The organism is Klebsiella sp. 1SOBk10mer, from assembly GCF_046602535.1.
GTDB classification, from domain to species: domain Bacteria; phylum Pseudomonadota; class Gammaproteobacteria; order Enterobacterales; family Enterobacteriaceae; genus Klebsiella; species Klebsiella quasipneumoniae.
Genome location: NZ_JBKIUP010000006.1, coordinates 341,865 through 362,413 on the forward strand (window position 1 = coordinate 341,865; position 20,549 = coordinate 362,413).

Annotated in this window: 23 protein-coding genes, 1 tRNA gene and 1 pseudogene; 21 read left to right on the plus strand and 4 right to left on the minus strand. The window is 52.3% G+C overall.

From position 1 onward, the window contains the following. Nucleotides 1–3: 3 nt before the first annotated feature. Nucleotides 4–1,521, plus strand: coding sequence for a lysine--tRNA ligase (gene lysS / locus ACLH1I_RS17940; RefSeq protein WP_002916299.1), 1,518 nt, complete (start codon nt 4–6; stop codon nt 1,519–1,521). A 247-nt stretch (nt 1,522–1,768) separates the two neighbouring features. Here lysS and idi read toward each other — a convergent pair whose 3' ends face one another. Beyond that, nucleotides 1,769–2,323: an isopentenyl-diphosphate Delta-isomerase gene (idi, locus tag ACLH1I_RS17945; RefSeq protein WP_198079812.1), complete on the minus strand. Its 555-nt coding sequence runs from the start codon at nt 2,321–2,323 to the stop codon at nt 1,769–1,771. 314 nt (nt 2,324–2,637) lie between these two features. On the opposite strand from idi, the gene actS reads away from it, so the two are divergent. The 4 genes from actS to ACLH1I_RS17965 all read left to right on the plus strand — a co-directional run bounded on the left by actS (nt 2,638) and on the right by ACLH1I_RS17965 (nt 5,052). Beyond that, entirely contained in the window at nt 2,638–3,351 is a 714-nt protein-coding gene (gene actS / locus ACLH1I_RS17950) for an amidase activator ActS (protein WP_017899801.1), read from the plus strand. 80 nt (nt 3,352–3,431) lie between these two features. Then, nucleotides 3,432–3,505, plus strand: a tRNA-Gly gene (locus ACLH1I_RS17955). A gap of 502 nt (nt 3,506–4,007) precedes the next feature. Continuing rightward, nucleotides 4,008–4,322, plus strand: coding sequence for a hypothetical protein (locus ACLH1I_RS17960; RefSeq protein WP_152842039.1), 315 nt, complete (start codon nt 4,008–4,010; stop codon nt 4,320–4,322). Between the two features lie 79 nt (nt 4,323–4,401). Beyond that, nucleotides 4,402–5,052 (plus strand): hypothetical protein, encoded by a 651-nt coding sequence (locus ACLH1I_RS17965; RefSeq protein WP_128336205.1) that lies wholly within the window; start codon nt 4,402–4,404, stop codon nt 5,050–5,052. Between the two features lie 52 nt (nt 5,053–5,104). Here the strand turns inward: ACLH1I_RS17965 and ACLH1I_RS17970 are convergent, their stop codons facing one another. Next, the gene (locus tag ACLH1I_RS17970) at nt 5,105–5,926 is read right to left on the minus strand and encodes a hypothetical protein (RefSeq protein WP_152842038.1); all 822 of its coding nucleotides are present in this window, start codon (nt 5,924–5,926) and stop codon (nt 5,105–5,107) included. Between the two features lie 545 nt (nt 5,927–6,471). On the opposite strand from ACLH1I_RS17970, the gene ACLH1I_RS17975 reads away from it, so the two are divergent. The 15 genes and pseudogenes from ACLH1I_RS17975 (at nt 6,472) to ACLH1I_RS18045 (ending at nt 16,471) form a co-directional block, all read left to right on the plus strand. Beyond that, nucleotides 6,472–7,095 carry a recombinase family protein gene (locus tag ACLH1I_RS17975; protein ID WP_048241725.1) on the plus strand — a complete coding sequence of 208 codons (624 nt, stop codon included), beginning with the start codon at nt 6,472–6,474 and terminating at the stop codon, nt 7,093–7,095. Between the two features lie 1,650 nt (nt 7,096–8,745). Next, nucleotides 8,746–10,590, plus strand: coding sequence for a DEAD/DEAH box helicase (locus ACLH1I_RS17980; RefSeq protein WP_126494883.1), 1,845 nt, complete (start codon nt 8,746–8,748; stop codon nt 10,588–10,590). 472 nt (nt 10,591–11,062) lie between these two features. Then, the gene (locus tag ACLH1I_RS17985; RefSeq protein ID WP_128336208.1) at nt 11,063–11,272 is read left to right on the plus strand and encodes a hypothetical protein; all 210 of its coding nucleotides are present in this window, start codon (nt 11,063–11,065) and stop codon (nt 11,270–11,272) included. Continuing rightward, nucleotides 11,269–11,445, plus strand: a complete 177-nt coding sequence (locus ACLH1I_RS17990; protein WP_198079810.1) for a hypothetical protein — start codon at nt 11,269–11,271, stop codon at nt 11,443–11,445. The genes ACLH1I_RS17985 and ACLH1I_RS17990 overlap by 4 nt, the downstream gene beginning before the upstream one ends. Further along, a complete protein-coding gene (locus ACLH1I_RS17995; protein WP_128336209.1) occupies nt 11,442–12,005 on the plus strand; it encodes a hypothetical protein in 564 nt (187 codons plus the stop codon). Before ACLH1I_RS17990 ends, ACLH1I_RS17995 begins: the two co-directional genes overlap by 4 nt. 245 nt (nt 12,006–12,250) lie before the next feature. After that, entirely contained in the window at nt 12,251–12,490 is a 240-nt protein-coding gene (locus tag ACLH1I_RS18000; protein WP_000047583.1) for a hypothetical protein, read from the plus strand. A gap of 3 nt (nt 12,491–12,493) precedes the next feature. Next, the gene (locus tag ACLH1I_RS18005) at nt 12,494–13,189 is read left to right on the plus strand and encodes a hypothetical protein (RefSeq protein WP_198079809.1); all 696 of its coding nucleotides are present in this window, start codon (nt 12,494–12,496) and stop codon (nt 13,187–13,189) included. A 159-nt stretch (nt 13,190–13,348) separates the two neighbouring features. Continuing rightward, nucleotides 13,349–13,696 carry a hypothetical protein gene (locus ACLH1I_RS18010; protein WP_128336212.1) on the plus strand — a complete coding sequence of 116 codons (348 nt, stop codon included), beginning with the start codon at nt 13,349–13,351 and terminating at the stop codon, nt 13,694–13,696. 67 nt (nt 13,697–13,763) lie between these two features. Continuing rightward, a complete protein-coding gene (locus ACLH1I_RS18015) occupies nt 13,764–14,291 on the plus strand; it encodes an HNH endonuclease signature motif containing protein (protein WP_128336213.1) in 528 nt (175 codons plus the stop codon). Between the two features lie 11 nt (nt 14,292–14,302). Beyond that, nucleotides 14,303–14,599, plus strand: a pseudogene (locus ACLH1I_RS18020) (HNH endonuclease signature motif containing protein); the annotation flags it as partial. A gap of 126 nt (nt 14,600–14,725) precedes the next feature. Further along, the gene (locus ACLH1I_RS18025; RefSeq protein ID WP_241660283.1) at nt 14,726–15,148 is read left to right on the plus strand and encodes a hypothetical protein; all 423 of its coding nucleotides are present in this window, start codon (nt 14,726–14,728) and stop codon (nt 15,146–15,148) included. Continuing rightward, complete coding sequence (locus tag ACLH1I_RS18030; RefSeq protein ID WP_128336215.1) at nt 15,132–15,431, plus strand: hypothetical protein; 300 nt, start codon at nt 15,132–15,134, stop codon at nt 15,429–15,431. Before ACLH1I_RS18025 ends, ACLH1I_RS18030 begins: the two co-directional genes overlap by 17 nt. After that, on the plus strand, nt 15,404–15,838 hold the full coding sequence (locus ACLH1I_RS18035; RefSeq protein ID WP_128336216.1) for an endonuclease domain-containing protein: 435 nt from the start codon (nt 15,404–15,406) through the stop codon (nt 15,836–15,838). The genes ACLH1I_RS18030 and ACLH1I_RS18035 overlap by 28 nt, the downstream gene beginning before the upstream one ends. A 119-nt stretch (nt 15,839–15,957) precedes the next feature. After that, nucleotides 15,958–16,137 (plus strand): DUF3606 domain-containing protein, encoded by a 180-nt coding sequence (locus ACLH1I_RS18040; protein ID WP_032968401.1) that lies wholly within the window; start codon nt 15,958–15,960, stop codon nt 16,135–16,137. 55 nt (nt 16,138–16,192) lie between these two features. After that, nucleotides 16,193–16,471 (plus strand): hypothetical protein, encoded by a 279-nt coding sequence (locus tag ACLH1I_RS18045; protein ID WP_411302872.1) that lies wholly within the window; start codon nt 16,193–16,195, stop codon nt 16,469–16,471. Between the two features lie 27 nt (nt 16,472–16,498). Here the strand turns inward: ACLH1I_RS18045 and ACLH1I_RS18050 are convergent, their stop codons facing one another. Both ACLH1I_RS18050 and ACLH1I_RS18055 read right to left on the minus strand, forming a co-directional pair. Beyond that, nucleotides 16,499–17,719, minus strand: a complete 1,221-nt coding sequence (locus ACLH1I_RS18050; RefSeq protein ID WP_128336217.1) for a tyrosine-type recombinase/integrase — start codon at nt 17,717–17,719, stop codon at nt 16,499–16,501. A 283-nt stretch (nt 17,720–18,002) separates the two neighbouring features. Next, nucleotides 18,003–19,391: an MFS transporter gene (locus ACLH1I_RS18055; RefSeq protein WP_198079838.1), complete on the minus strand. Its 1,389-nt coding sequence runs from the start codon at nt 19,389–19,391 to the stop codon at nt 18,003–18,005. A 129-nt stretch (nt 19,392–19,520) separates the two neighbouring features. On the opposite strand from ACLH1I_RS18055, the gene ACLH1I_RS18060 reads away from it, so the two are divergent. Beyond that, nucleotides 19,521–20,438 (plus strand): LysR family transcriptional regulator, encoded by a 918-nt coding sequence (locus ACLH1I_RS18060; protein WP_004205331.1) that lies wholly within the window; start codon nt 19,521–19,523, stop codon nt 20,436–20,438. Nucleotides 20,439–20,549: the final 111 nt, after the last annotated feature.

A 20,549-nucleotide genomic window follows, 5' to 3' on the forward strand; every position in this document is an offset into this window, starting at 1 on the left:
AACATGTCTGAACAACAAGCACAGGGCGCTGACGCGGCAATTGACCTTAATAATGAACTGAAAACCCGTCGCGAGAAGCTGGCTGCGCTGCGTGAGCAGGGCGTCGCTTTCCCGAACGATTTCCGTCGTGACCATACCTCTGACCAACTGCACGCTGACTTCGATGGCAAAGAAAACGAAGAGCTGGAAGCGCTGAACGTTGAAGTGGCCGTGGCTGGCCGCATGATGACCCGTCGTATCATGGGTAAAGCGTCCTTCGTCACCCTGCAGGACGTTGGCGGCCGCATCCAGCTGTACGTGGCGCGTGACGATCTGGCGGAAGGCGTTTACAACGACCAGTTCAAAAAGTGGGACCTCGGCGACATCATTGCCGCCCGCGGTAAGCTGTTCAAGACCAAAACCGGTGAGTTGTCTATCCACTGCACCGAGCTGCGTCTGCTGACCAAAGCCCTGCGCCCGTTACCGGACAAGTTCCATGGCCTGCAGGATCAGGAAGCGCGCTATCGTCAGCGTTACCTCGACCTGATCTCCAACGATGAATCGCGCAAGACCTTCAAAGTGCGTTCGCAGATCCTGGCGGGCATCCGTCAGTTCATGGTTGGCCGCGGCTTTATGGAAGTGGAAACCCCGATGATGCAGGTGATCCCGGGCGGCGCTTCCGCGCGTCCGTTCATCACCCATCATAACGCGCTGGATCTGGACATGTACCTGCGTATCGCGCCGGAACTGTACCTCAAGCGTCTGGTGGTGGGCGGCTTCGAACGCGTCTTCGAGATCAACCGTAACTTCCGTAACGAAGGGATCTCCGTTCGTCATAACCCAGAGTTCACCATGATGGAACTCTACATGGCTTATGCGGATTACAAAGATCTGATTGAGCTGACCGAATCCCTGTTCCGCACCCTGGCGCAGGACATCCTCGGCAACACCGAAGTGCCTTACGGCGACCAGGTGTTCGACTTCGGCAAGCCGTTTGAAAAACTGACCATGCGCGAAGCGATCAAGAAATACCGTCCGGAAACCGAGATGGCGGATCTGGATAACTTCGATTCCGCGAAAGCGATCGCTGAGTCTATCGGCATCAAAGTGGAGAAGAGCTGGGGGCTGGGCCGTATCGTGACCGAGATCTTCGAAGAAGTGGCGGAAGCGCACCTGATTCAGCCGACCTTCATCACCGAATACCCGGCGGAAGTTTCTCCGCTGGCGCGCCGTAACGACGTGAACCCGGAAATCACCGACCGCTTTGAATTCTTCATTGGCGGCCGTGAGATCGGTAACGGCTTTAGCGAGTTGAACGACGCCGAAGACCAGGCGCAGCGCTTCCAGGATCAGGTTGATGCGAAAGCCGCAGGCGACGACGAAGCAATGTTCTACGATGAAGACTACGTGACCGCGCTGGAGCACGGCCTGCCGCCGACCGCCGGTCTGGGTATTGGTATCGACCGCATGGTGATGTTGTTCACTAACAGCCACACCATCCGCGACGTGATCCTCTTCCCGGCAATGCGTCCGCAGAAATAATCGCGTCTTGTGCATTGCAAAAAAACCCGGCTTGCCGGGTTTTTTTATGTCTGACGTGAGGTCTGAAGGCTGGCGTAACCCGACTCAGCGCAGGCCGGGGGCTCCCGGATAGCGGCGTAAACGCCTTATCCGGGCTACGCAACAGCGCAGAACCGTAGGCCTGTGCAAGCGTAGCGCCGCCAGGCAACGATGACCGTTATGGCGCCGCTTTTTACGCCGGGTGGTGGCGGCAGCGAGACGAGTCAGCTTACCCGCGCAGACGCGCAACAAAGTCGGTCAGCGCCTGGTGGGCGTCCCGATTTTCCGCTTCCAGCACCATCCACGGGCTAAACGCCCAGGGCGTGGCGGCCAGCGCGCTTAACATCGTTGCCAGGTCAACCCACTGATAATCCATGACTTCATCGTCATTAGGCTGCACTTCGCTCACCACGCGCGCGGCATACACCGGGCATACTTCGTTCTCAACGATGCCGTTTGGGGCGACCGCCCGGTAGCGGAAGGCCGGGTGAACCGGCGCGATGTCGGCGATCTCCACGCCGAGTTCGAAGCGGCAGCGGCGCGTGACGGCCTGCTCGAAGGTCTCGCCCTGCTGGGGGTGTCCGCAGACCGAGTTGGTCCATACCCCGGGCCAGGCTTTTTTGCCCAACGAACGACGAGTGACCAGCAACTGACCCTGCTGGTTAAACAGCCAGCAGGAAAACGCGAGATGTAAAGGGGTATCAAGCGTATGGGCGGCATACTTCTCCAGCATACCGGCAGGCTGATCCTGCTCATCCAGTAAAATGACGTGTTCCCCGGCCATGACGACTCCTGAAAATAAATAAAGACCCGGCACAAACCCGCCGGGTCATGTACTCAGGCCACTAGGTTAGCCCATAAATGGCAGAAAGGCATTACCAAAACAAGCCCTGGAGGCGGCTCTGTGAGCGGCCACCCGCATGTTGGGGAAGACCACCATGACGTGCGGCACCAACAGCAATCACTGTTCGTCGCGGGCCGTATCCGATGGCCAGGGGATATTGGTTTCGCCATCAGGGATGACGCCCTGCGCCGCGGACTGGTATGATATTCGCCCTGATTGCGAGGTAAGTGGTTGTGTTAAGTGCAGGATGCCTGATGATGAAACGCGTTTATATGACACTGATGCTGGTGGTAAGCCTGGCGCTGGCTGGCTGCTCCAGCACCTCCGATTCCGGTACGACCTACACCGTTAAACGCGGCGATACCCTGTATGGCATCTCCCGCACCACCGGCACCAGCGTTCGCGATCTGGCCCGCCTGAATAACATCTCCCCGCCTTACACCATTGAGGTGGGGCAGAAGCTGAAGCTTAACGGCAGCAGTTCAACGAAGACAACGAAGAAAAAATCTTCCTCTACGCGCACCGCGGCGGTCACGCCTTCGTCCGCAGTACCTCAGTCCTCCTGGCCGCCGGTGGGACAGCGCTGCTGGCGCTGGCCGACCAGCGGCAAAGTGGTCCTGCCTTATTCCACCGCCGATGGCGGCAATAAAGGCATTGATATCGCCGGAACCCGCGGTCAGCCGGTGTATGCCGCCGGGGCGGGCAAGGTGGTCTACGTCGGCAATCAGCTGCGCGGCTATGGCAATCTGATCATGATTAAGCACAGCGAGGATTACATCACCGCCTATGCCCACAACGATAAGCTAATGGTGAATAATGGCCAGAGCGTGAAGGCCGGCCAGCAAATTGCCACCATGGGCAGTACGGATGCCGACTCAGTGCGGCTGCATTTCCAGATCCGCTACCGGGCGACGGCCATCGATCCGCTGCGTTACCTGCCGCCGCAGGGAAGTAAACCTAAGTGCTAAAAGGTTATTTTATCGCCAGTCAGCATCCGGCAGGCTTGTCACAGGGTGCGTAAGGGCTATAATGCTTCTCGCACCTCTTCGCGGGCGTAGTTCAATGGTAGAACGAGAGCTTCCCAAGCTCTATACGAGGGTTCGATTCCCTTCGCCCGCTCCAGCCCTTCAAAAGCCTTATAACTCAATGAGTTGCCTCTGAGGTGATGTGACCAAAGTACCGCTATTTACCCTGATAGTTGCCGCGATTTGTTGAACGGTGAACAGGGAGTTTAGCAAAGCGCTGGCGGTCGTTCCACTTGTCATACCGCGATAGCCCAACATGAACAGAAAGCCGCGCACCCGGCATGATTCCCTGAAACTTTTAGTGAAGCGCATTTTTGCCCGATGCCCCCGTTCTGTCGCCGTCGCGAGACGCCGCAGGGGATAAACAGGTTTATGGTGGTCACGGTACTTGCAGACCATATGCAAGCTCTGCCAGCGGTTCGGCCTCGCTCCCCTTGGGTACATGGTCATCCTGATAAGCCTCACTATCTGACATAACCCTGATGAAGTCGCCAGACGCTCCGTTTGTTGTCTTACCACCAACGGGGCTTATTGACTTCTTTTATTTAAAAAAAATTGCGGTATCATCTGATTGACAAATCAAATATCTGGGAGGCTATATGAATTGCGTAGAAGTTGCTGTATGGAGCGATGACGCTTGTTCAAAGCAAATTGTAGAGTTCGATTTGCCTATTTCTGTCTGCTATAGACATGATTTTTTTCTGAAAGCTGTTAATGATTATCTGGTCGATAAGGAATATATAGAAGATCAACATGATAATTTTTTGACTAACCTTGAGTTATCCGAAGTTAAATCAATCACAACATCAAGAGATATTATTTATGATTGTTATATGATTGATAAACACACTAATGAATGCACACATGTTTATTCTGGTCATAAGAAGATGCAAATTTCTTCTCGATCTATTTAACCTTGTTGTTAATCTATAATTTTGTAGTTTGAGTTGTCGTTTTTATTTGAATGAAAATATTTTCGATAAGGATAGAATTATGAAATCACGTGACCTCAAAACAATTCATGATTTGATTGCAACTAATTATCAGAAACTTGACCTTGGCAATGGTCGATTTTTGCATACTTTTCAACCTGCAACAACTGATACAACATATCAGTTTGAAGCTAATTTCGAAGATATCATCGTTGAGGGAGAACGATATAACATTGGTTTCACCGAGGAAAATGGCTGTAAGGTAGTTGACCTATCCTGTCTATCCAAGGCGTCCATTTTGGATAAAGATTTTAGCTATCTATATGCTCGTAATATGTCAAAACAAAAACATGATGAAAATAAAGGAAAGAATGACTCGCGGGTAAAATATCAATCCGAAGACGGTTATTACTGGGGTAGGAAATATGCGTGGCGGGAATTTGGTTTGGTTTTGCCTCGCGATGCCTTCGAAAGCTATTTAATTGATTGTGTTAAGCACCCTACAATTGAATGCGTAGTCGAAACCGAGGGGTATCCTAAAGGTGAGGATTCTGTTGCCTTTAAAGAAGATGGCCTTGAAAAAGCCATAGATGAGTTAATAGAAACTGCTGTTATGGTTAACAAAGGGCCTTATTTTAAATCTCCATTGTACTTTAACAATAAAAAAAGATTTACTATTAAGGGTGTTCCTGCGATAACAGATAAAAAATAAAATAAACTATAAATAAGGTTGGTATGCTGTTTGAGTTTTTATCAGCCTTATTTTATTTTCTTGTCTGCTTTTTAATCCATTCTTTATACCATTTTGAAGCTGTACGGTATGATACCCTCATTATATAGGAGGCAGCGAGCGGCGTTGCTTTTGCATCATAGAGCATGAGTATTCCTTTCGCACCTTCCGCGCTGAATGTGCCATTATTTTTTGTGTTTTTCGGATGGCCGGGTTGTATAGTATCCATAACTTCCCGTGGAATGTTGCGGATTATTTTATTTGTGGTTTCTATAGTAACATTCAGCTTATCAATCCCAGCGTTAACCTTTTTCTTTAACCGCTTAATCTCCTTAAGGTATGCTTGCTCTGCGGCGTCAAATGCCAATGTGTTGAAAGATAACTCAAAGCAAAATGACTTTTCCATCATTTTTCTTTCTATATTCTTTCTAAACTTTTGTATGCGTTGGACTGCTGAGTAATCATATTTTGCTATTTTATGTCCATTAAGGAGGTCATACTCTGCCAGATTTGAATATGCTCCAATGTCTATGGTTATTTTATGGATCTCATGGCCTATAGTATTACGGTAGTCAATCATTTCTTTCAGTTGTACGCTTTCTTCTTGTGTTATGACACCTTCTAAAATGAGTAATTCATGTGCTTTTTTAAAACTAATTTGCTCTTCGTTATTTGTTTCTGGAGTTATGTTATCAGGAATTTTTCTTAGGCGTTTTGTAAGTTTGACAGAACTGATAATAAAACCTTTAAGGTTTTCTACATAGAAAAGCATTAACACCATTTCTAGCGCTCGAAGTTTAAGTACATCTGCTTCTAAAGTGGTTACGGTACGACCATGCGGGCGATATCTTTCCATTCCTGAAAACTCTCCATTCAACCATCAGCATAATAGTTAGTAGCTTCGCAGCTTGAATAATCTGTGGTCACAAGTCAACCATGACGGGTGAGTAGTATGTATTGAGTCCTTTGTAGCTAAAGCTATTACAGATATTCCCGGCTTGAAAAATTGCACGCTTATGGTCGCGCCTCCCTCGACGGTTAAGGCTTCAACTTCCCCCGTGCGCCTCTCCCAGCCGAAGGCTGGGCGGGCTGTATATCGATTTGCCTTCCTCTGTGGCGTTTATGACCCTGTTTCGCGTTCTGATCATGAGGCTATGGGTTAGGGTTACTCTTCTCTTTAAACGCTAAATCACTCCTGAATCTCCACTGTTAAAGCACTTTGCGTTGATGCTGGGTGCTGCTCTTGCCTGCGCTTGTATCTGTCTCGTTTGGGTATACCGCATTGTGATGTGCCGCCGCTGTCGCAATCAAATTTATTTCATACCCTATTGACCACGGTTTTTAAGTGTGATCTCCTTCATGTCGGGATGTGATACTTCACTGAGATTTGGAGGGGGAATCATGAATAACGTTCGTCTGTATGCCAGGGCATCCACCGCCGAGCAACACGCCGACCGTGCCGTTCCTGCGCTGGAGGATTTCGCTAATGAGCGTGGTTGGTCTATTGCTGCGCGATACATCGAGAACGCCAGCGGTGCGCGGCTGGAGCGTCCTGAACTGATGCGCCTGCTGGGTGAGGCGGAGGCTGGCGACGTTCTACTTGTTGAAAGCATAGACAGGCTAAGCCGCCTGACTCAAAAGGAATGGGCAACACTGAAACAGAGGATTCAGGATAAGGGGCTGGTGATCGTCGCCGTTGACCTGCCAACCTCGTGGCAGTTGCTGAACGAAACCGCGTCAGAGCTAACCAGCGGCATCCTCAGAGCCGTTAACGCAATGCTGATCGATATTCTCGCTACAATGGCTCGCGTGGACTACGAGACGCGACTGATGCGCCAGCGGCAGGGCATTGAACGAGCCAAAGCTGAGGGGCTTTATCGTGGGAGTCAGAAGGATGCCGCCGCTCGCGAGACCGTCAGGGAAATGCTGGCGCAGGGTGTGAAACCGGAGCGCATCATGAAAGCTGCCGGGATAAGCCGGGCAACGTTCTACCGCATCAAGCGAGAGTTGGCCGCCAGCGTCTGAATCGTGGCTGCTTCCTGTTGACATACGATATGCAGTGTGATTTTATGGACTTCTAGATGGCTAAATGAAAAGGCAAACTGGCCGCCTCAAGTGTCACGGCCTGCTGGGTATCCGGTGCAATCGGAGCTGGGCGGGATGGTGAGTAGCGTCACCATAAGCCAACGGTGAACCACGATTAATGCAGTGGCGTAGCGGTACAATGGCGAGCGTCTGAATACAGCGTTTCGGGTACTAGGTAGGTAATCAAACGGCATGTTAGCTGGGAACGGTGAGCATGATACGCGGTGGACTGCTAAACCCTGATGTAAATCCAGTGGTGCTGGAGCGTGAATACGGGGCTGGGCTTTTGACTGCTGTTTGTGGTGGTGGTGAGCTGTATTTGTTGTTTAACCTACAGCCAAATGAGGTGTCAGCACTGGCCGTTACTGGGCTGTGGGTGATGGATGACCTACAGCTTTTGTATTGATATCAGATAGTTATGTTATGCGTGATGTCGTAATGCTATGATTTGTAACGTGTTTTCGTTTTACTCGCGGCTCTCGATGTGAAGAGGTGGCGGGGCTTTAGCCGTGCCAGACGATGAGCATCGAGATCAGATTGTGAAAGTGATTTATCACTGAACAATTCGAGGGATGGGGCAGGGGAAGGGATCAAAGGCTGCGTTGTCCAATCACTAAGCTAGATTTGAAGCTGGTCAACACGTTAGTAGTATCTTTAAAGTTGCATTTGAAATACATGTACAAAAAAGGGTTCTTCCCCTACATCCCCATCTCCTAATCAGTGTATCGCTTCACGCTCACCACTGGCTGCGCTTCTCGCGTCCGCCAGTCCGCTTTCATTCACCTTCGGCTCATTCATCGGCCTGCGTCCGCTGCTGATGCTCGGCCACTCTACGCAACCGTGCTTGCCGTGGCAGGCAACGCGGCGGGGATGTATAGTGGAACGGTACTCTGTATCGGTATTACTTCTGTATTCAATCTTATCCTGATATCGGTACGGTATTCTTCATAACATCTTCAATTCATTTCTGTAGCATTCAATCATCTTCCTTGTTCGTTTCCTTTCAGGTCTTAGCCGTTGGTCATTGGTCTTACTGCCTGCTGTGCTACTGCCAACTATGGCACGCCGTCACGGTCTACTGTCTGTTACTGTCCTACTGCGTTCACTGTCTGCCGTCTGTCATCCTGTCGGATTCCATCCGTTGACGTTCCGCGCTCGCTTGTTTCGGCTGCGCCGCGCTCGCTCTGCGTATCTAGCGATACTATATCACTATAGACACTTTCCTAATTATCTATTGATATCAGTAACTTATGTTTTTAATTTTAAAGGCTACTAATCAGGAGAGTTAAAACACTATTTTCCCGCTTTTGAACCTACATAAAGCTGCTCTGTCAAACGCGCCTAGCCCATGCGCGACAAGGTTTTGCGAGGTGCTGGTCGAAAAAAGAACAGATTAAAGCGACTATACAGGAGAAAGAACAGCGCCCGAAGCGCGACAGACTCTCCGATTTTGAGAGCATCTATTAAGGCAGATAGAACCCCCGGCGCAACCACTGCCACGAAACCTCTATAAGGGCAGAGAGTCTGCCGCACCTGTACCGCCGCCCCAACCTGAGCTAATACCTACCCCTATTTTCTGGAGATTTCACCATGCCAACGAATCTACGCCGCCTGCTGGCGCTGGCCGCTGACGCCGAACCGCTCAATACCGCTAACGCAGATGTACAGCAGATGATTGCTGACGGGATTGTTATTCGGCGTTCCAAGATATGTCCCGTAAAGCGTAAACCCGTTAAAGCGGCCTACAACACGAAGACCGAAGAGTTTTATTACAATGCAGATGGCTCCGCGATGACCTTGCGGGAGTGGCGAACGCTGCACGGTGTTCAACCGAAGAAGCAAAAACAGCGTTCCGACACGGGGTTGCGGCAAGTCATCCAGCCCGGTGACGCAATTCATTGCCGATGCGCTGAGCTGGAGCTGTGGTTAAACAAGAAGCCTGCTCGTTATGCTGACCCGCTGCCGCCAGATTTTCCCGGTGTTCGCGTAGATGATGCCGCATTGAAACCGCGCGAGCACGCCGTTCCGGCATCGACAACCGGGCAGAATGCTTTTCTCAAAGCCTGCCGCGAGTTCCTGATTTGTGATGAGAAGACTATACACCACATCAACAGGGGCATGAATAAACTGGAAGCGATGCGCAATTCAGATTTCAAACGCTACGGGGACTCAGCGGAGTTTCGTCAATTGTGGTGCGGAGAGTCGAAACCTACCGAGGATAAATTTAACAGTACAAATCGTCATTGTGACCCGAACGGCTTGGCTGCATTGTCGTCTGTGCCGTCACTGAATACTACGCCGTATGAGTTCCGCCCCCTGGCTCGCTGTGACCGAAACGCGCGCGTTAGCCTGCTGCCACCCGATGGGCTGGAGTGGAGGCCGGGGCAGTTGTCTGTTGCTGATGCGATCTTTTCCCGTGGCAGTGATGTGCTTGCCGTTCTGCCTACCGGGTATGGCAAAAGCGCAGCCTTCACTTATCCATTGATTTATGAGTCCCGCGCTGGCATTGGCCTGTCTGTAATCGTGGTTCCTACTAATACCCTTAAGCGTCAGATTCTCCGCCAGTTGCGGGAGGCTGGCATTCACGCTGTGGCCTTTGGCGATAAGCTACCGAGGCACCGCAACGCACAACAACTGGCGGGACTAGCAGCCGGGGCGTTCCGGGTTGCTGTTGTTTCGCCTGAACATCTGGTTCCGTCGAGTCAGGTTCTCGCAGCGCTGATGGCTTATGGCGTTGATCGTTTTATTATCGATGAGGCACACACGGTCAAAGACTGGGATTTCCGCCCAGCTTACGACGCAATGCAGCACACACTACAGAATGCCTTTCCTTCGGCTCAACGCTGCGTGTTTACGGCTACGCTGCTACGCGAAAATGAGCGCAGTTTAATGGAGTCGCTTGGCTGCCGTGGCGATTACGTAACATTCCGCGCTGATGTTGCTCGCGAGAATATCCAGTTGACGCCAGTCAGACAGTGCCGCGAACGTTTCCGAGCGGCTATTGGGCTGGTCGAGGCTCTGCCGAAAGAAGAGAAGACGCTTATTCTCGTCAATGACCTTAAAACGTTGCGGGCGTACCTGAAACTCTTGGGCGACCGGGCGCGGCCGTATCACTCGAAGACGATGCACCTGAGCAACGAGGAACGCCACGCAAACGCTGAGTGGTTTGCCTCTACGCCGGGCGCGATTCTTATTGCTACTAAAGCCTTCGGGCTGGGTGCTGATGTTCCTGATATCCGTAACGTTGTCGTGACATACGTCCCCGATGATTTGCCTGATCTCGTTCAGATGATTGGACGAGCCGGGCGCGATGGGGAACCTGCCCGCGCTTTTCTGCTGTGGTCATCGCTGGCGCTGGATGTTGCGCCTGATGAGCTTGCTTACTTCTACCGCCCTGAAAACTGCAACTGGGACTACATCTCCCGTTTCCTCTGAGTTGACCGACTCACCTGTTTAAATTCCCTTCTGGAGAAATCCTTATGCCTGATGAAACCGTGCTGCAGCGCGCGGGGCGTTCTGACGCCCTGCTTAATGCCCAACTTGCGTTTGCCCTGAACGGGTATTCATTTGACGGACTGGCGTCACGCCATGTTCACGCCCTCAATCGCGAGGCCGTTTTGCGCCGGGTAGGCTCCCCACTACAGCGGTATTGCCTACTGAATGACTGTGAGCCGTGGGAGTGCCTAGCTGCGATATTGAACAGATTCCGCCACCGGGGGGATGGCTCTCGCGTTTGGCCGACGTGGCGCATGGCGCATGAGGTTTTTAATGGGGCTGCTCACCCTGCAGTTAAGACGCCCGCAGAAATCCTCCAATCTGTGCAGCGCCGTCTGTATTTACCAAAACCAGTACATGCTGAGGTAATTCAACATCTGCGTGCAATGGGCTTAATTGGAGATAACCACCAATGACTAAATCTGAATTTGAAGCCGGAACATGGGAACTAAAAACCCTGCTGCTGGGGGCGCTGACTCGCCGACTTAGGGAGGATGAGGCGGGAGAGTCCCGCATGGCTGCGGCTGAGTTGTCATCCTGTGTCAACTTCCTCAAGCAGAATGCCGCCGATTCACCGGATACAACTTTTAACAATGTGTTCTTGGAGGATGACGACCAATGACCCCTGAACAATTTCGGCAATGGTTCGTTAAGCTGCCGGAGAAATACCAGCGCGTAGCCCGTGCCATGTACGACGACGCATGCAAGTCTGGGACACATACCGCTTCCAGTCTGCTACTTATTCGCACGCTGATTGAAGATCAAATCAATTTCGATGGAGACTTTACCTTATGACAGTTCTGAGCCTGACCGATATCCAGCGCATCAATACCCTTGTTAAGCGCGATCTTCTAAATGTAGAGGAAGTTGTCGCGGCAACCGGATTTGACCCGGTGGATGTTGAGGCGGTGCTGAGCGGCGTTTACGTAGCCGACCTTGCCAACCAGTGGCGGGATGAAGCCGCTATTACGCTGGAGGAATACAACGCCATCCGTAAGCGCTGGAAACCGGGGCGCGGCCACTGGGACACTACGCATGCCATTGCACGCGATTTTCTAATTCGGCCTGAAACTGTGCTGGCTATCGTCCATTCCCGCTTTAGCAACGCCCACACCCACCCGATGCCGAAAGCAGTTAAAGCAAAGCCTGAGAAACCGCAGACGATGCGCCGCCTGCTGGGCGCCGACCTCGATCAGATGCACAGGCTTGAGCGCTTCGGCTGGAAACAAACCGAGATCGCTGAGGAGCTTGGGATCTCTGCTGAGGCTGTTGCTCATGTCCTGCGCCTGATGCGTAGCAAGTGGTCTTATCCAGATATTTTGGAAGACGTTAACACGCGATTCGGGGCTAAGTGATGGTAGAGAACGAACCACTACATCCCGCAGTTAATCCCGAACTCTATGTGAACCTTGACGAACAACGCGAAGGCTACGCGCCGATAGAGTCGCGGGGCTGGGATGTACTGACGCGGAACCTGACCGCCGCCGGGGGAATCGACCCCATCCAAACACCTAACCAGAACCCGAAACAACGTCCGCGCGGCCCCGTTGGTGAGCGTCGTTGGCTTCGTAAACGTGGATTACTTTAACGAGGAATTACCATGAGCAAAACTATCGTATTGCTGCCGCCACGCAAGAATACAGACTGGGCTGCACAATTAAAGCTGATTTCTGAATCACTGGAGGTGAGTCAGGCAGACCTTGCCCGCGCCTATCAGGTCGACCGTCAGGATATGGGGAAAGCGTATCACGGTGTACGCAAACTGCCGGAGCGATGTGTGCCTGTTCATATGCTGTTGTTAGCGCAGGTTCACGACTTTAGAGCATTATCAGGAGAATAATTTATGTCTGATCAGTATGTTAATCCGTACCTTTCCGGTGCTGATGCTGCCCCGCAGCAATCGCCATACATGGCCGCACCTGTGGGCGCTGACAATGGCGCATCCCGCTTTAGCTCCGCCCCTTCTGATGTTGATTTCCTCCGTACCCAGCCTGTTAACGGCAATGATGGCGACCAATGGAATAATGGCAACATTGCTAATCAACAAGATCAGAACGTGGACAGCGCCGGGGCGCAGGTGGGCGATACTATATCCCTAATGGATGGAACTGCTGTCGAGTATACCGCCGAGCTGCAAGGGCTAATGGGACAGTTCCACCAGTCCATTGAAAGCCAGCTAGGGCAGGGGACAGTTGACGCTATGTTGCAGTACGCTGGCACGCTCGACGCCGGGACGCAATCTACCCTTGAGCGGATGGTGTTGTCTGGCGACCCTGCGCAGATGCAGCGGGCAGTTCAGTACCTACAAGAGAGGATGACCGCAGGCACTGCGACTGGTTATGTTCCATCGCAGGGGAACCCATACGGCCAGCCTGCCGCGCAACCTGTCGGTATGTCTCATGCCGAGTTTATTACAGCGTATGACCAGCTTTCGCAGTGGGCGCAGCAATCAGGATATGGCCCCGGCCATCGCCAGTATGATGAACAATACCGCGCTCTGGTTGCTCAGGGCTCCCTTGGCAAACGCGCTGGCCGCTAATCAATCGCCTGTCCTGCCTTTCCCACGCCTTAACCTTACGTTTTAGAGCCTGAATCGCGTTGTACATCGCCAGATGTGCATTCGTATACCTGCGCCTGTAAAACGCGAAATTGCCTCTCAAACACCACACATAAACCCACTTTGCATTGAGATCTGACAATGACCTTACTGACACCTGAAAACGTGGCAGCGGCTAGGGCTGCCCGTAGCGCAAAGATTGAACACTGGAAAGCCAACGCCAGCCAGCTTAAACAGGACTTTGCTGACGAAGCGCACTGGCGGCGGCTCGCCTCACGTTTCGGCGTGCGTATGCCCTCGGCGTATGTTCCCGGCTCCGAGCTGCGATTGCTGCGCCGGGCGGCCAAACGCGCGGGTATCTCTGGTGCTGATATGCGCGACGCTTTTGGTGGAGGCGTTGCGCACCTGCACGAGCTTAATCCCCACTGGCCTGCCTTCGCGCTTATCGGCCTGATTCTTGAGATCGCGGCTGAAAAAGCTGCTGCTTGATTCGTCTCATTCTCTTTTCCCCTTTCCATAAATCGCACTGGCTAACGCTGGCGCGGGAGCTATTTCTATGGCTGACAATGTTTATATCCCGGAGCTGTTGCGTTCTTTATTTCGGTACAATATGGATACTGGCCGCCTATTTCACGCAGTGGACAGGATTGGAGACAACAAGCGGCTTTACGCCAAAGCCGGGGAACTGGCCGACACGGTAACGGACAGCGCCGGATATAGGCGCGTATCTGTCCGCATCAATGGGCAATCTCATGCGCTATACGCCCACCGTGTCGCCTTCATCATTGCTAATGGCAGTATCCGTGCGGGGATGCAAATCGACCATATCAACGCAGTACGCGATGACAACCGCCTTGTCAATCTCCGCACGGTTACGCCACAAGAAAACCAGCACAATTACCGCAAAGCCAAGGGATATAGCCATCATGTCTGCTCTGGCAGATGGGAAGCTTACATTCGCGTCGGTGGCGTTCGCCATCACCTCGGCTTATTTACTACCGAAGCGGCGGCGCGTGCTGCCTATCTAAAAGCTAAAGCCAGATACCATCCCTCAACGCCAGCCGATTTATTGCAAGCTACCTAACGGGGAACACGATGAAGCCTTACGAAAACCCCGCGCTGTTGCGGGAGCTGTTCACATACGAGGTCGAGACTGGCCGATTGACGCACGCCAAAGGCAAGCGGCGCGACCGCGCCGGGGAGCTGGCCGATACATTCATTGCCCCCGATAGAAGCCGCAGGGTATCTGTCCGGGTTGATGGGAGGCGTAACGCCGTGTCTGCACATCGGGCAGCATGGGCGATTGCTCATGGCGAAATCCCCAGCGGGGCACAGGTTCTGCACATCAACGGCAACAAGGCTGATAACCGACTGATTAACCTCAAGCTGGTGACAGCCGAAGAGCGCGACACCGCAAAAGTGCGGAAGCCCAGCCGGAAGGGGAACCGCCGCACCGCGCCCGCCCCTGTCGTGGACGCTCCTGTCGATGATCCGGATTCTGTTGAAGCTGATGACCCGGTGCCGGAACTCCCTCCGCCTGTTAAGCCGCTGGCCGAAGACGACCCACTCCGCCAGTGTTACGCCGAACTGCTGGCCGAAGCTAGCTGTGTTTCACTGCCACGGCTGCGCCCGGGCAACGGGGATGAGCTCATGTCGCAGATTGGAGACGCGCTCGGTGTGTCCGTGCCTGAGCACCCAACGGCGCACGCTGCTGTGTGGCACAGGATTTTAACTGAGCAAGGACTTAGCGAACTGTTGGGGGGGAATAATAAACAGGTGCTGACCGTCTTCTTTCTGCTCTGCTGGAGAGACAGTGCCTTGCGGTTGGCGGGCAAGCAAAAGGAACGGCTGGCTATCGCTATCGAAGGAAGGACGCTTAAACAAGCCAATGAAGCGAGAGCAAACGGCATAAAGAGGAATGCTTATGGCATTGACGATTAAATTAAGATGGCGGTACATCGAGCCGCCGCCAATGACTGGCGCACTCGCTGACCTGAAACAGTGGGTAATGGATACCGGAGAGCCTGAGCTGGAAGCTGAATTTCGTAAGCTGCTGGGGCTGATGCGCCGCAATGGTATCAGTGACGAACGTGTTAATGCGATGGCCGCCGAGCTTTATGCTTTGGTACGCCAACGCCAGCGCGAAGAATATGAAGCCTTTAGGCGGGCTTCATCTGACAATGGAGACTTTGAATCATGGTTACACGGACAGACCGGGTATTAAGAAAAGCTATGAGGGGCTATCTGGAACACCTCGGCAACATGCCGCTGGTAGAGCGGATTACAAATGCCAATGTATTTGAAGATGTGTATCGCTTCCTGTTGAATGGTTCCGGGCAGCTGGAGCTGCGCCGCGCTGACGTGGCCGCTGTCCGTGTCTTCCTGTGGAATTATCAATATCGACGCTGTGCGGTGACAGGTAAACCGCTGCGCCTTGCGTCTGCCGTGCTAGATCACTGCCATCGAACCGGGCACGTGCGTGCTGTGGTGCATCGTTCCGCTAATGCGGCTGAGGGTGGCTACCACGCTGGGCGTTTATGTGGCCTTTCACCCGCCCTCATGAGTTCAATGTTATTGAACTACCGCCAGCAATATAAGGGGGTCAGCGTCATCTACCCTGCGCAGAGTTAAAGGCTTTTACTGGTTTGATGATCAGTGTCAATTGTTTGATTATTGATCATTTACGAAACGGCAGAGGAGTCATATAACTAGTGAGCAGGCATAAGCCTGTATCTCGAGGAATCAGTAAAATGGCTGATGACAAGACCAAAATCGGTACACCTGACAATGATTTAATAAGTATCAAACAGGATTACGAGAGACGTGATTGGGCTAAAAAGTTTGGAGTTAGTGAGGCCAAACTTATTCAAGCCGTACAGGCCGTAGGTCATTCGGCTAAGAAAGTACAGGCATGGCTTAAAGACCATTGATATGTGAGCGCCTTCCGGGGCGCTTTATTTTTCTTAGCCCTTTGGGAGAAAATTCATGGCTAATAATTTATTTATTACTTACGACCTCATTAAAACGAAAGATTATGCGGCTGTGTATGATGCAATTAAATCTTTAGGGAATTGGGCTGTAGCAACTGAGTCGAACTGGTATGTTAATGATAATTATTCTGCTGAGGATGCAGCCAAAATTGTAAGGGCGGTGATGGATAGTGATGACAAACTTATTGTTGTAGACGCAACTAACAACTCGGCTTATTGGTACAATCTCTCGGATGAAGTTAGCAACCAAATTCTGACTGAGTGGGACAAATAATTAAAGGGGGGCTATCCCCCCTTACATTCAGAAGCCGTCATAATAGACACATTCAATATACTGGACTAATTCTTTCATCCCCGCTCCCTTGCTATATGTCCTGAATGCTTCAGTTTTGGCCTTTTGTTCGGTGTGCCCTGTGATTGTACCTATCCGCTGTTCTGGTACGCCAGCCCTATCTAAGCAGGTGATGAAGTGACCGCGCAGCGAATGGAAACACTGGCGATCTGTGGCCGCTGGCAGCACACGACGACGTAGCCGTGTGAATGCCTGTGAGTACCACGGGCCGCGCTTACCATCGGCACGTTTAATCTTGTTCGATTGGGGCAGCAGGTATTCGCCGTTGTTCTGTGCAAGGTATTTATCAACGATGCTGATTAACAACGAGTGTATGGGGACGTGCCTTATACCCGCTTTAGTTTTAGATTTGCTGACGTAGAAGCAGCGTACCCCTTCAACTTTGATAATCTCATCCCGTTTGATGCTGGCGATTTCGTCGAGACGCATACCGGAATACAAACCGATTATGATTACGTCTCGTATCTCGCTACCTGCCTCTTTTATTAATGCCTGTAGCTGGTGTGGTTCAAAAGGTTGATAACTTTCGTTCGTCTGGCGAGCTTCCAGATTGTGGCCGTGAAAGGGATTATCAGGGGCGATATTGTCATATTTACGCCGAGCGAAGTCATACAGCGTCCCTAAGCAGGTTAACCAGTTTTGCAGCGTCTGTCGGGAAAACTTATCTTGGTTCGCTTCCAGAAAGTCAGAGACGAGCCGCCGCCCGATTCCATTTATTGTAATGGCTGGACGCTTAATTGAATTAGTAAATGCCGATACAGCGCGAACTGATTTACTCAGAGTGGAATAAGAGCGCCGATCTTTGTATTGCTCTGCATATTCTTTACTGACATCTGTCAATTTTGGTGATGCTGGTTTTCCCCGCTCTGTTGGAATAGTTGCGGGTGTGGTAATGCTGCTGGATACCCCCGCCAGCAAGTGAAGATCTGTTACAGCGGAATGAATCCGGGCAATAGGGTTATCCGGTTTCATCATGAGCTGTAGCTTGCGGAACTCTAATAGATATTGGTCACGGAAAATGCGAGCTTGCATGATGTCCCGTGTGCCTGTCGATTTCTTGAGCGAACGTCGCCCGCCCCACAAGTGGCGCATGTACACCGGGACATAGATTTGAAAAATGAATATCCCATCCTTGTTTGCATAAAGGTAAGAAGTCTTCTTGATTGGCATGGTAATTACCTTGTAATCTACCGCTACCAACTACCGGGATAAGTACCGCGATTACTTATTTTGGTTCACAATTCATAGGGTTAGACGAGAGGGTTCGATTCCCTTCGCCCGCTCCAATTTCAAGTCTCCTGAAGTCTACCCAATTCAATTTTCCCTTGAAAAATAAGCGGTTATAGCTTTCTGTTAGTCTATTGAACTCCGACGGAGGACTCCACTTTGGTTGCCGGATCGGCGTTTTGCGCTGCTGGCGCTGGAGTCGTAGCGTTTAGTGATATTTTCGCACTTATCCTGTTTCCGCAGGATGAGTGATTTTACGCAACCGGCTCGCGCTGACGACGACCGATACTGCAGAGGCCGCGGCGGCGCTCCACAGCGCAACATGAATTGCCCTTTCATCTGCTGCCAGCAGAACGCCTACAGTGGCGGCTCCCAGGCACTGCCCGAAAGTGCGCATAATGGATAAAACACCGGACGCATAACTCGCGTGCTCACGAATAACGTTTGAGAGCATTTCCCGGTTATTGGGACTCTGAAAGCAGCCAAACCCTATTCCGCACACCAGACTTCGCAGGCAGATATCCCACATTGAAGGGCTGGCGGGTAACGTCGCCAGCAGGATCAAACCGACGACAAATATCACCAGCCCCAGAGTGGATATCGCCGGGGCTGATATCGTGTCCGCCCAACGGCCTGCATGCGGCGCAATCACCACGATCCCTAATGGCCACGGCGTAAACAGCAGGGCAGACACTACCGGACTGTAGCCGTATTCGCTCTGAAACAGGAAGGGTAGCGCAATAAAGGTGATCCCCTGGCTGACAAAAGCAATCATCGACGTGAAGGCCGCGAGGGTAAAACGTTCATTTTTAAACATGGTCGGCGGCAGTAAGGGATGACCCGTGCGGCGGATTTGCCAGATAAAAGCCATGCCGCTCAGCGCAGCGAGAGCCATCCAGCAAAGGCTGCCGAATTGATAAGTGGCGTTCTGTAGGCTGTTCGCCGCCATGATCGTCGAACCCAACAGCAACGCCGACAATATGGCGCCCAGGGTGTCGAAGGGCGCCTGCATACGGATCGCATCCCGCGGCAGCGCTCTGACCGCCAGCAGTAAGGCGAGGGTGCCGGGAAGAACGTTTATCGCAAACAGCCATTGCCAGCTCAGGGTGTGAAGGATCGTACCACCCAATACCGGGCCGATAGCGGAGCTGGAGGCAATGAGTAGGGCATGGAACCCCAGAATGCGGCCAAGTAATCGTCCGGGAAATACGGACCTGAGTATTGCGGGGGCAATACTCAGCGTTGCCGCGCCGCCGATCCCCTGAAGCACGCGCATACCGATAAGCACTTCGGGCTTATTCGCCAGCGCGCAACCCAGTGATGTCAGGGTAAAGGTCGTCAGGCCCGCCAGAAATACAGGGCGATAACCCAGACGGGCCGCAAGCGCCGCGAATATCGCCAGCGTCATCGCAGCCGCCAGCAGATACCCGTTGGCGAACCAGACGGCAATACCGGCAGGTACCTGCATCTCCTGAGCCATTGAGGGCAGGGCAATGTTGATCATGGTGCCATCAAACACGCCCATTAAGGTGGTGGTCATGATTGCGGCCATCACCCGTGCGCGCGCCGGGCCAGGCAGTCCTTCGTCGCCGGGTTGGCTGGAAAAGAGCGTCATCATTTGTCCTCTGAAAAGAGTGTATGGATGACAAAACTATAAAGATGGCTTTTACCAGGCGGAAGGCGCACTATTTTCACTTTATTGTTGCATCAAACGCCTTATCTTAATGTGCTGGGAGAAAGGGTAATGTCTGATCCCGATTTTAATTTGCTGGTAGCTCTCGACATATTGCTGAGTGAAGCGAGTGTCGCAGGTGCGGCACGTCGTCTGAACCTCAGCACCTCGGCCATGAGCCGAACATTAAGCAGATTACGCGATGTCACAGGAGACCCGATTCTGGTGCGCGCCGGGCGTAACATGGTACTGACCCCGTGGGCCGAAGCGACCCGGGATCGCGCCAGGCGTGCAGTGCACGAGGCCAGGGCAGTATTGCAGCCCTCAACGGAAACGTTCTGCGCGCGAAGTCTGGCGCGTCTTTTTACCATCAGGGCAAACGATGGTTTTGTGGTGGCGTTTGGGCCTGCGCTCATCGCAGCGGTTGCCGACGCCGCGCCTGACGTCTGTATACGCTTCGCGCCTAAGCCGGAAAAAACGTCGCGCTATCTTCGGGAAGGGCTGGTTGATCTGGAGATTGGCGTTCAGAGTAATATGGGGCCAGAAATACGGCTGCAACGACTGTTTGAGGATCGGTTTGTTGGCGTCGTGCGTAAAGGGCACCCGCTGGCTAAGCAGGCAGAAATAGGCGTGGGTGATTATGTCGCCTGGGGCCATGTGGTAGCGTCACCCGAGGGCGCGTTGCACGGATCCGTTGACGATGCGCTGGCCGAACTGGGGACAAAACGTAAAATTGCGAGCGTCGTACCGGGATTTCCGACAGCACTGTCCGTGGCGCTGGAATCGGATCTTATCGCCATGATACCCGCACTCTATTTACTCAATCAGCAGGTAACGGACCAGGTACACGTTTTCGAGCTGCCGTTCAAAAGCCGTCGTATTACGGTATCGCAGATGTGGCACCCAAGGATGGAACGCGACCCCGGTCACCGCTGGCTGAGAAAGCAAATTCTTGCGATATGCGGTGGGGGGAGGTCAGTCATGGCCTGACCAAATAGACATGTCCGCGCTACAGTCTCGCCACAGCGATCGCTGCTTTCAAAGGATGAGACTCATGACGGCATACGGAACGGAAATTTTCTCAATGAGCGATCTGAACAG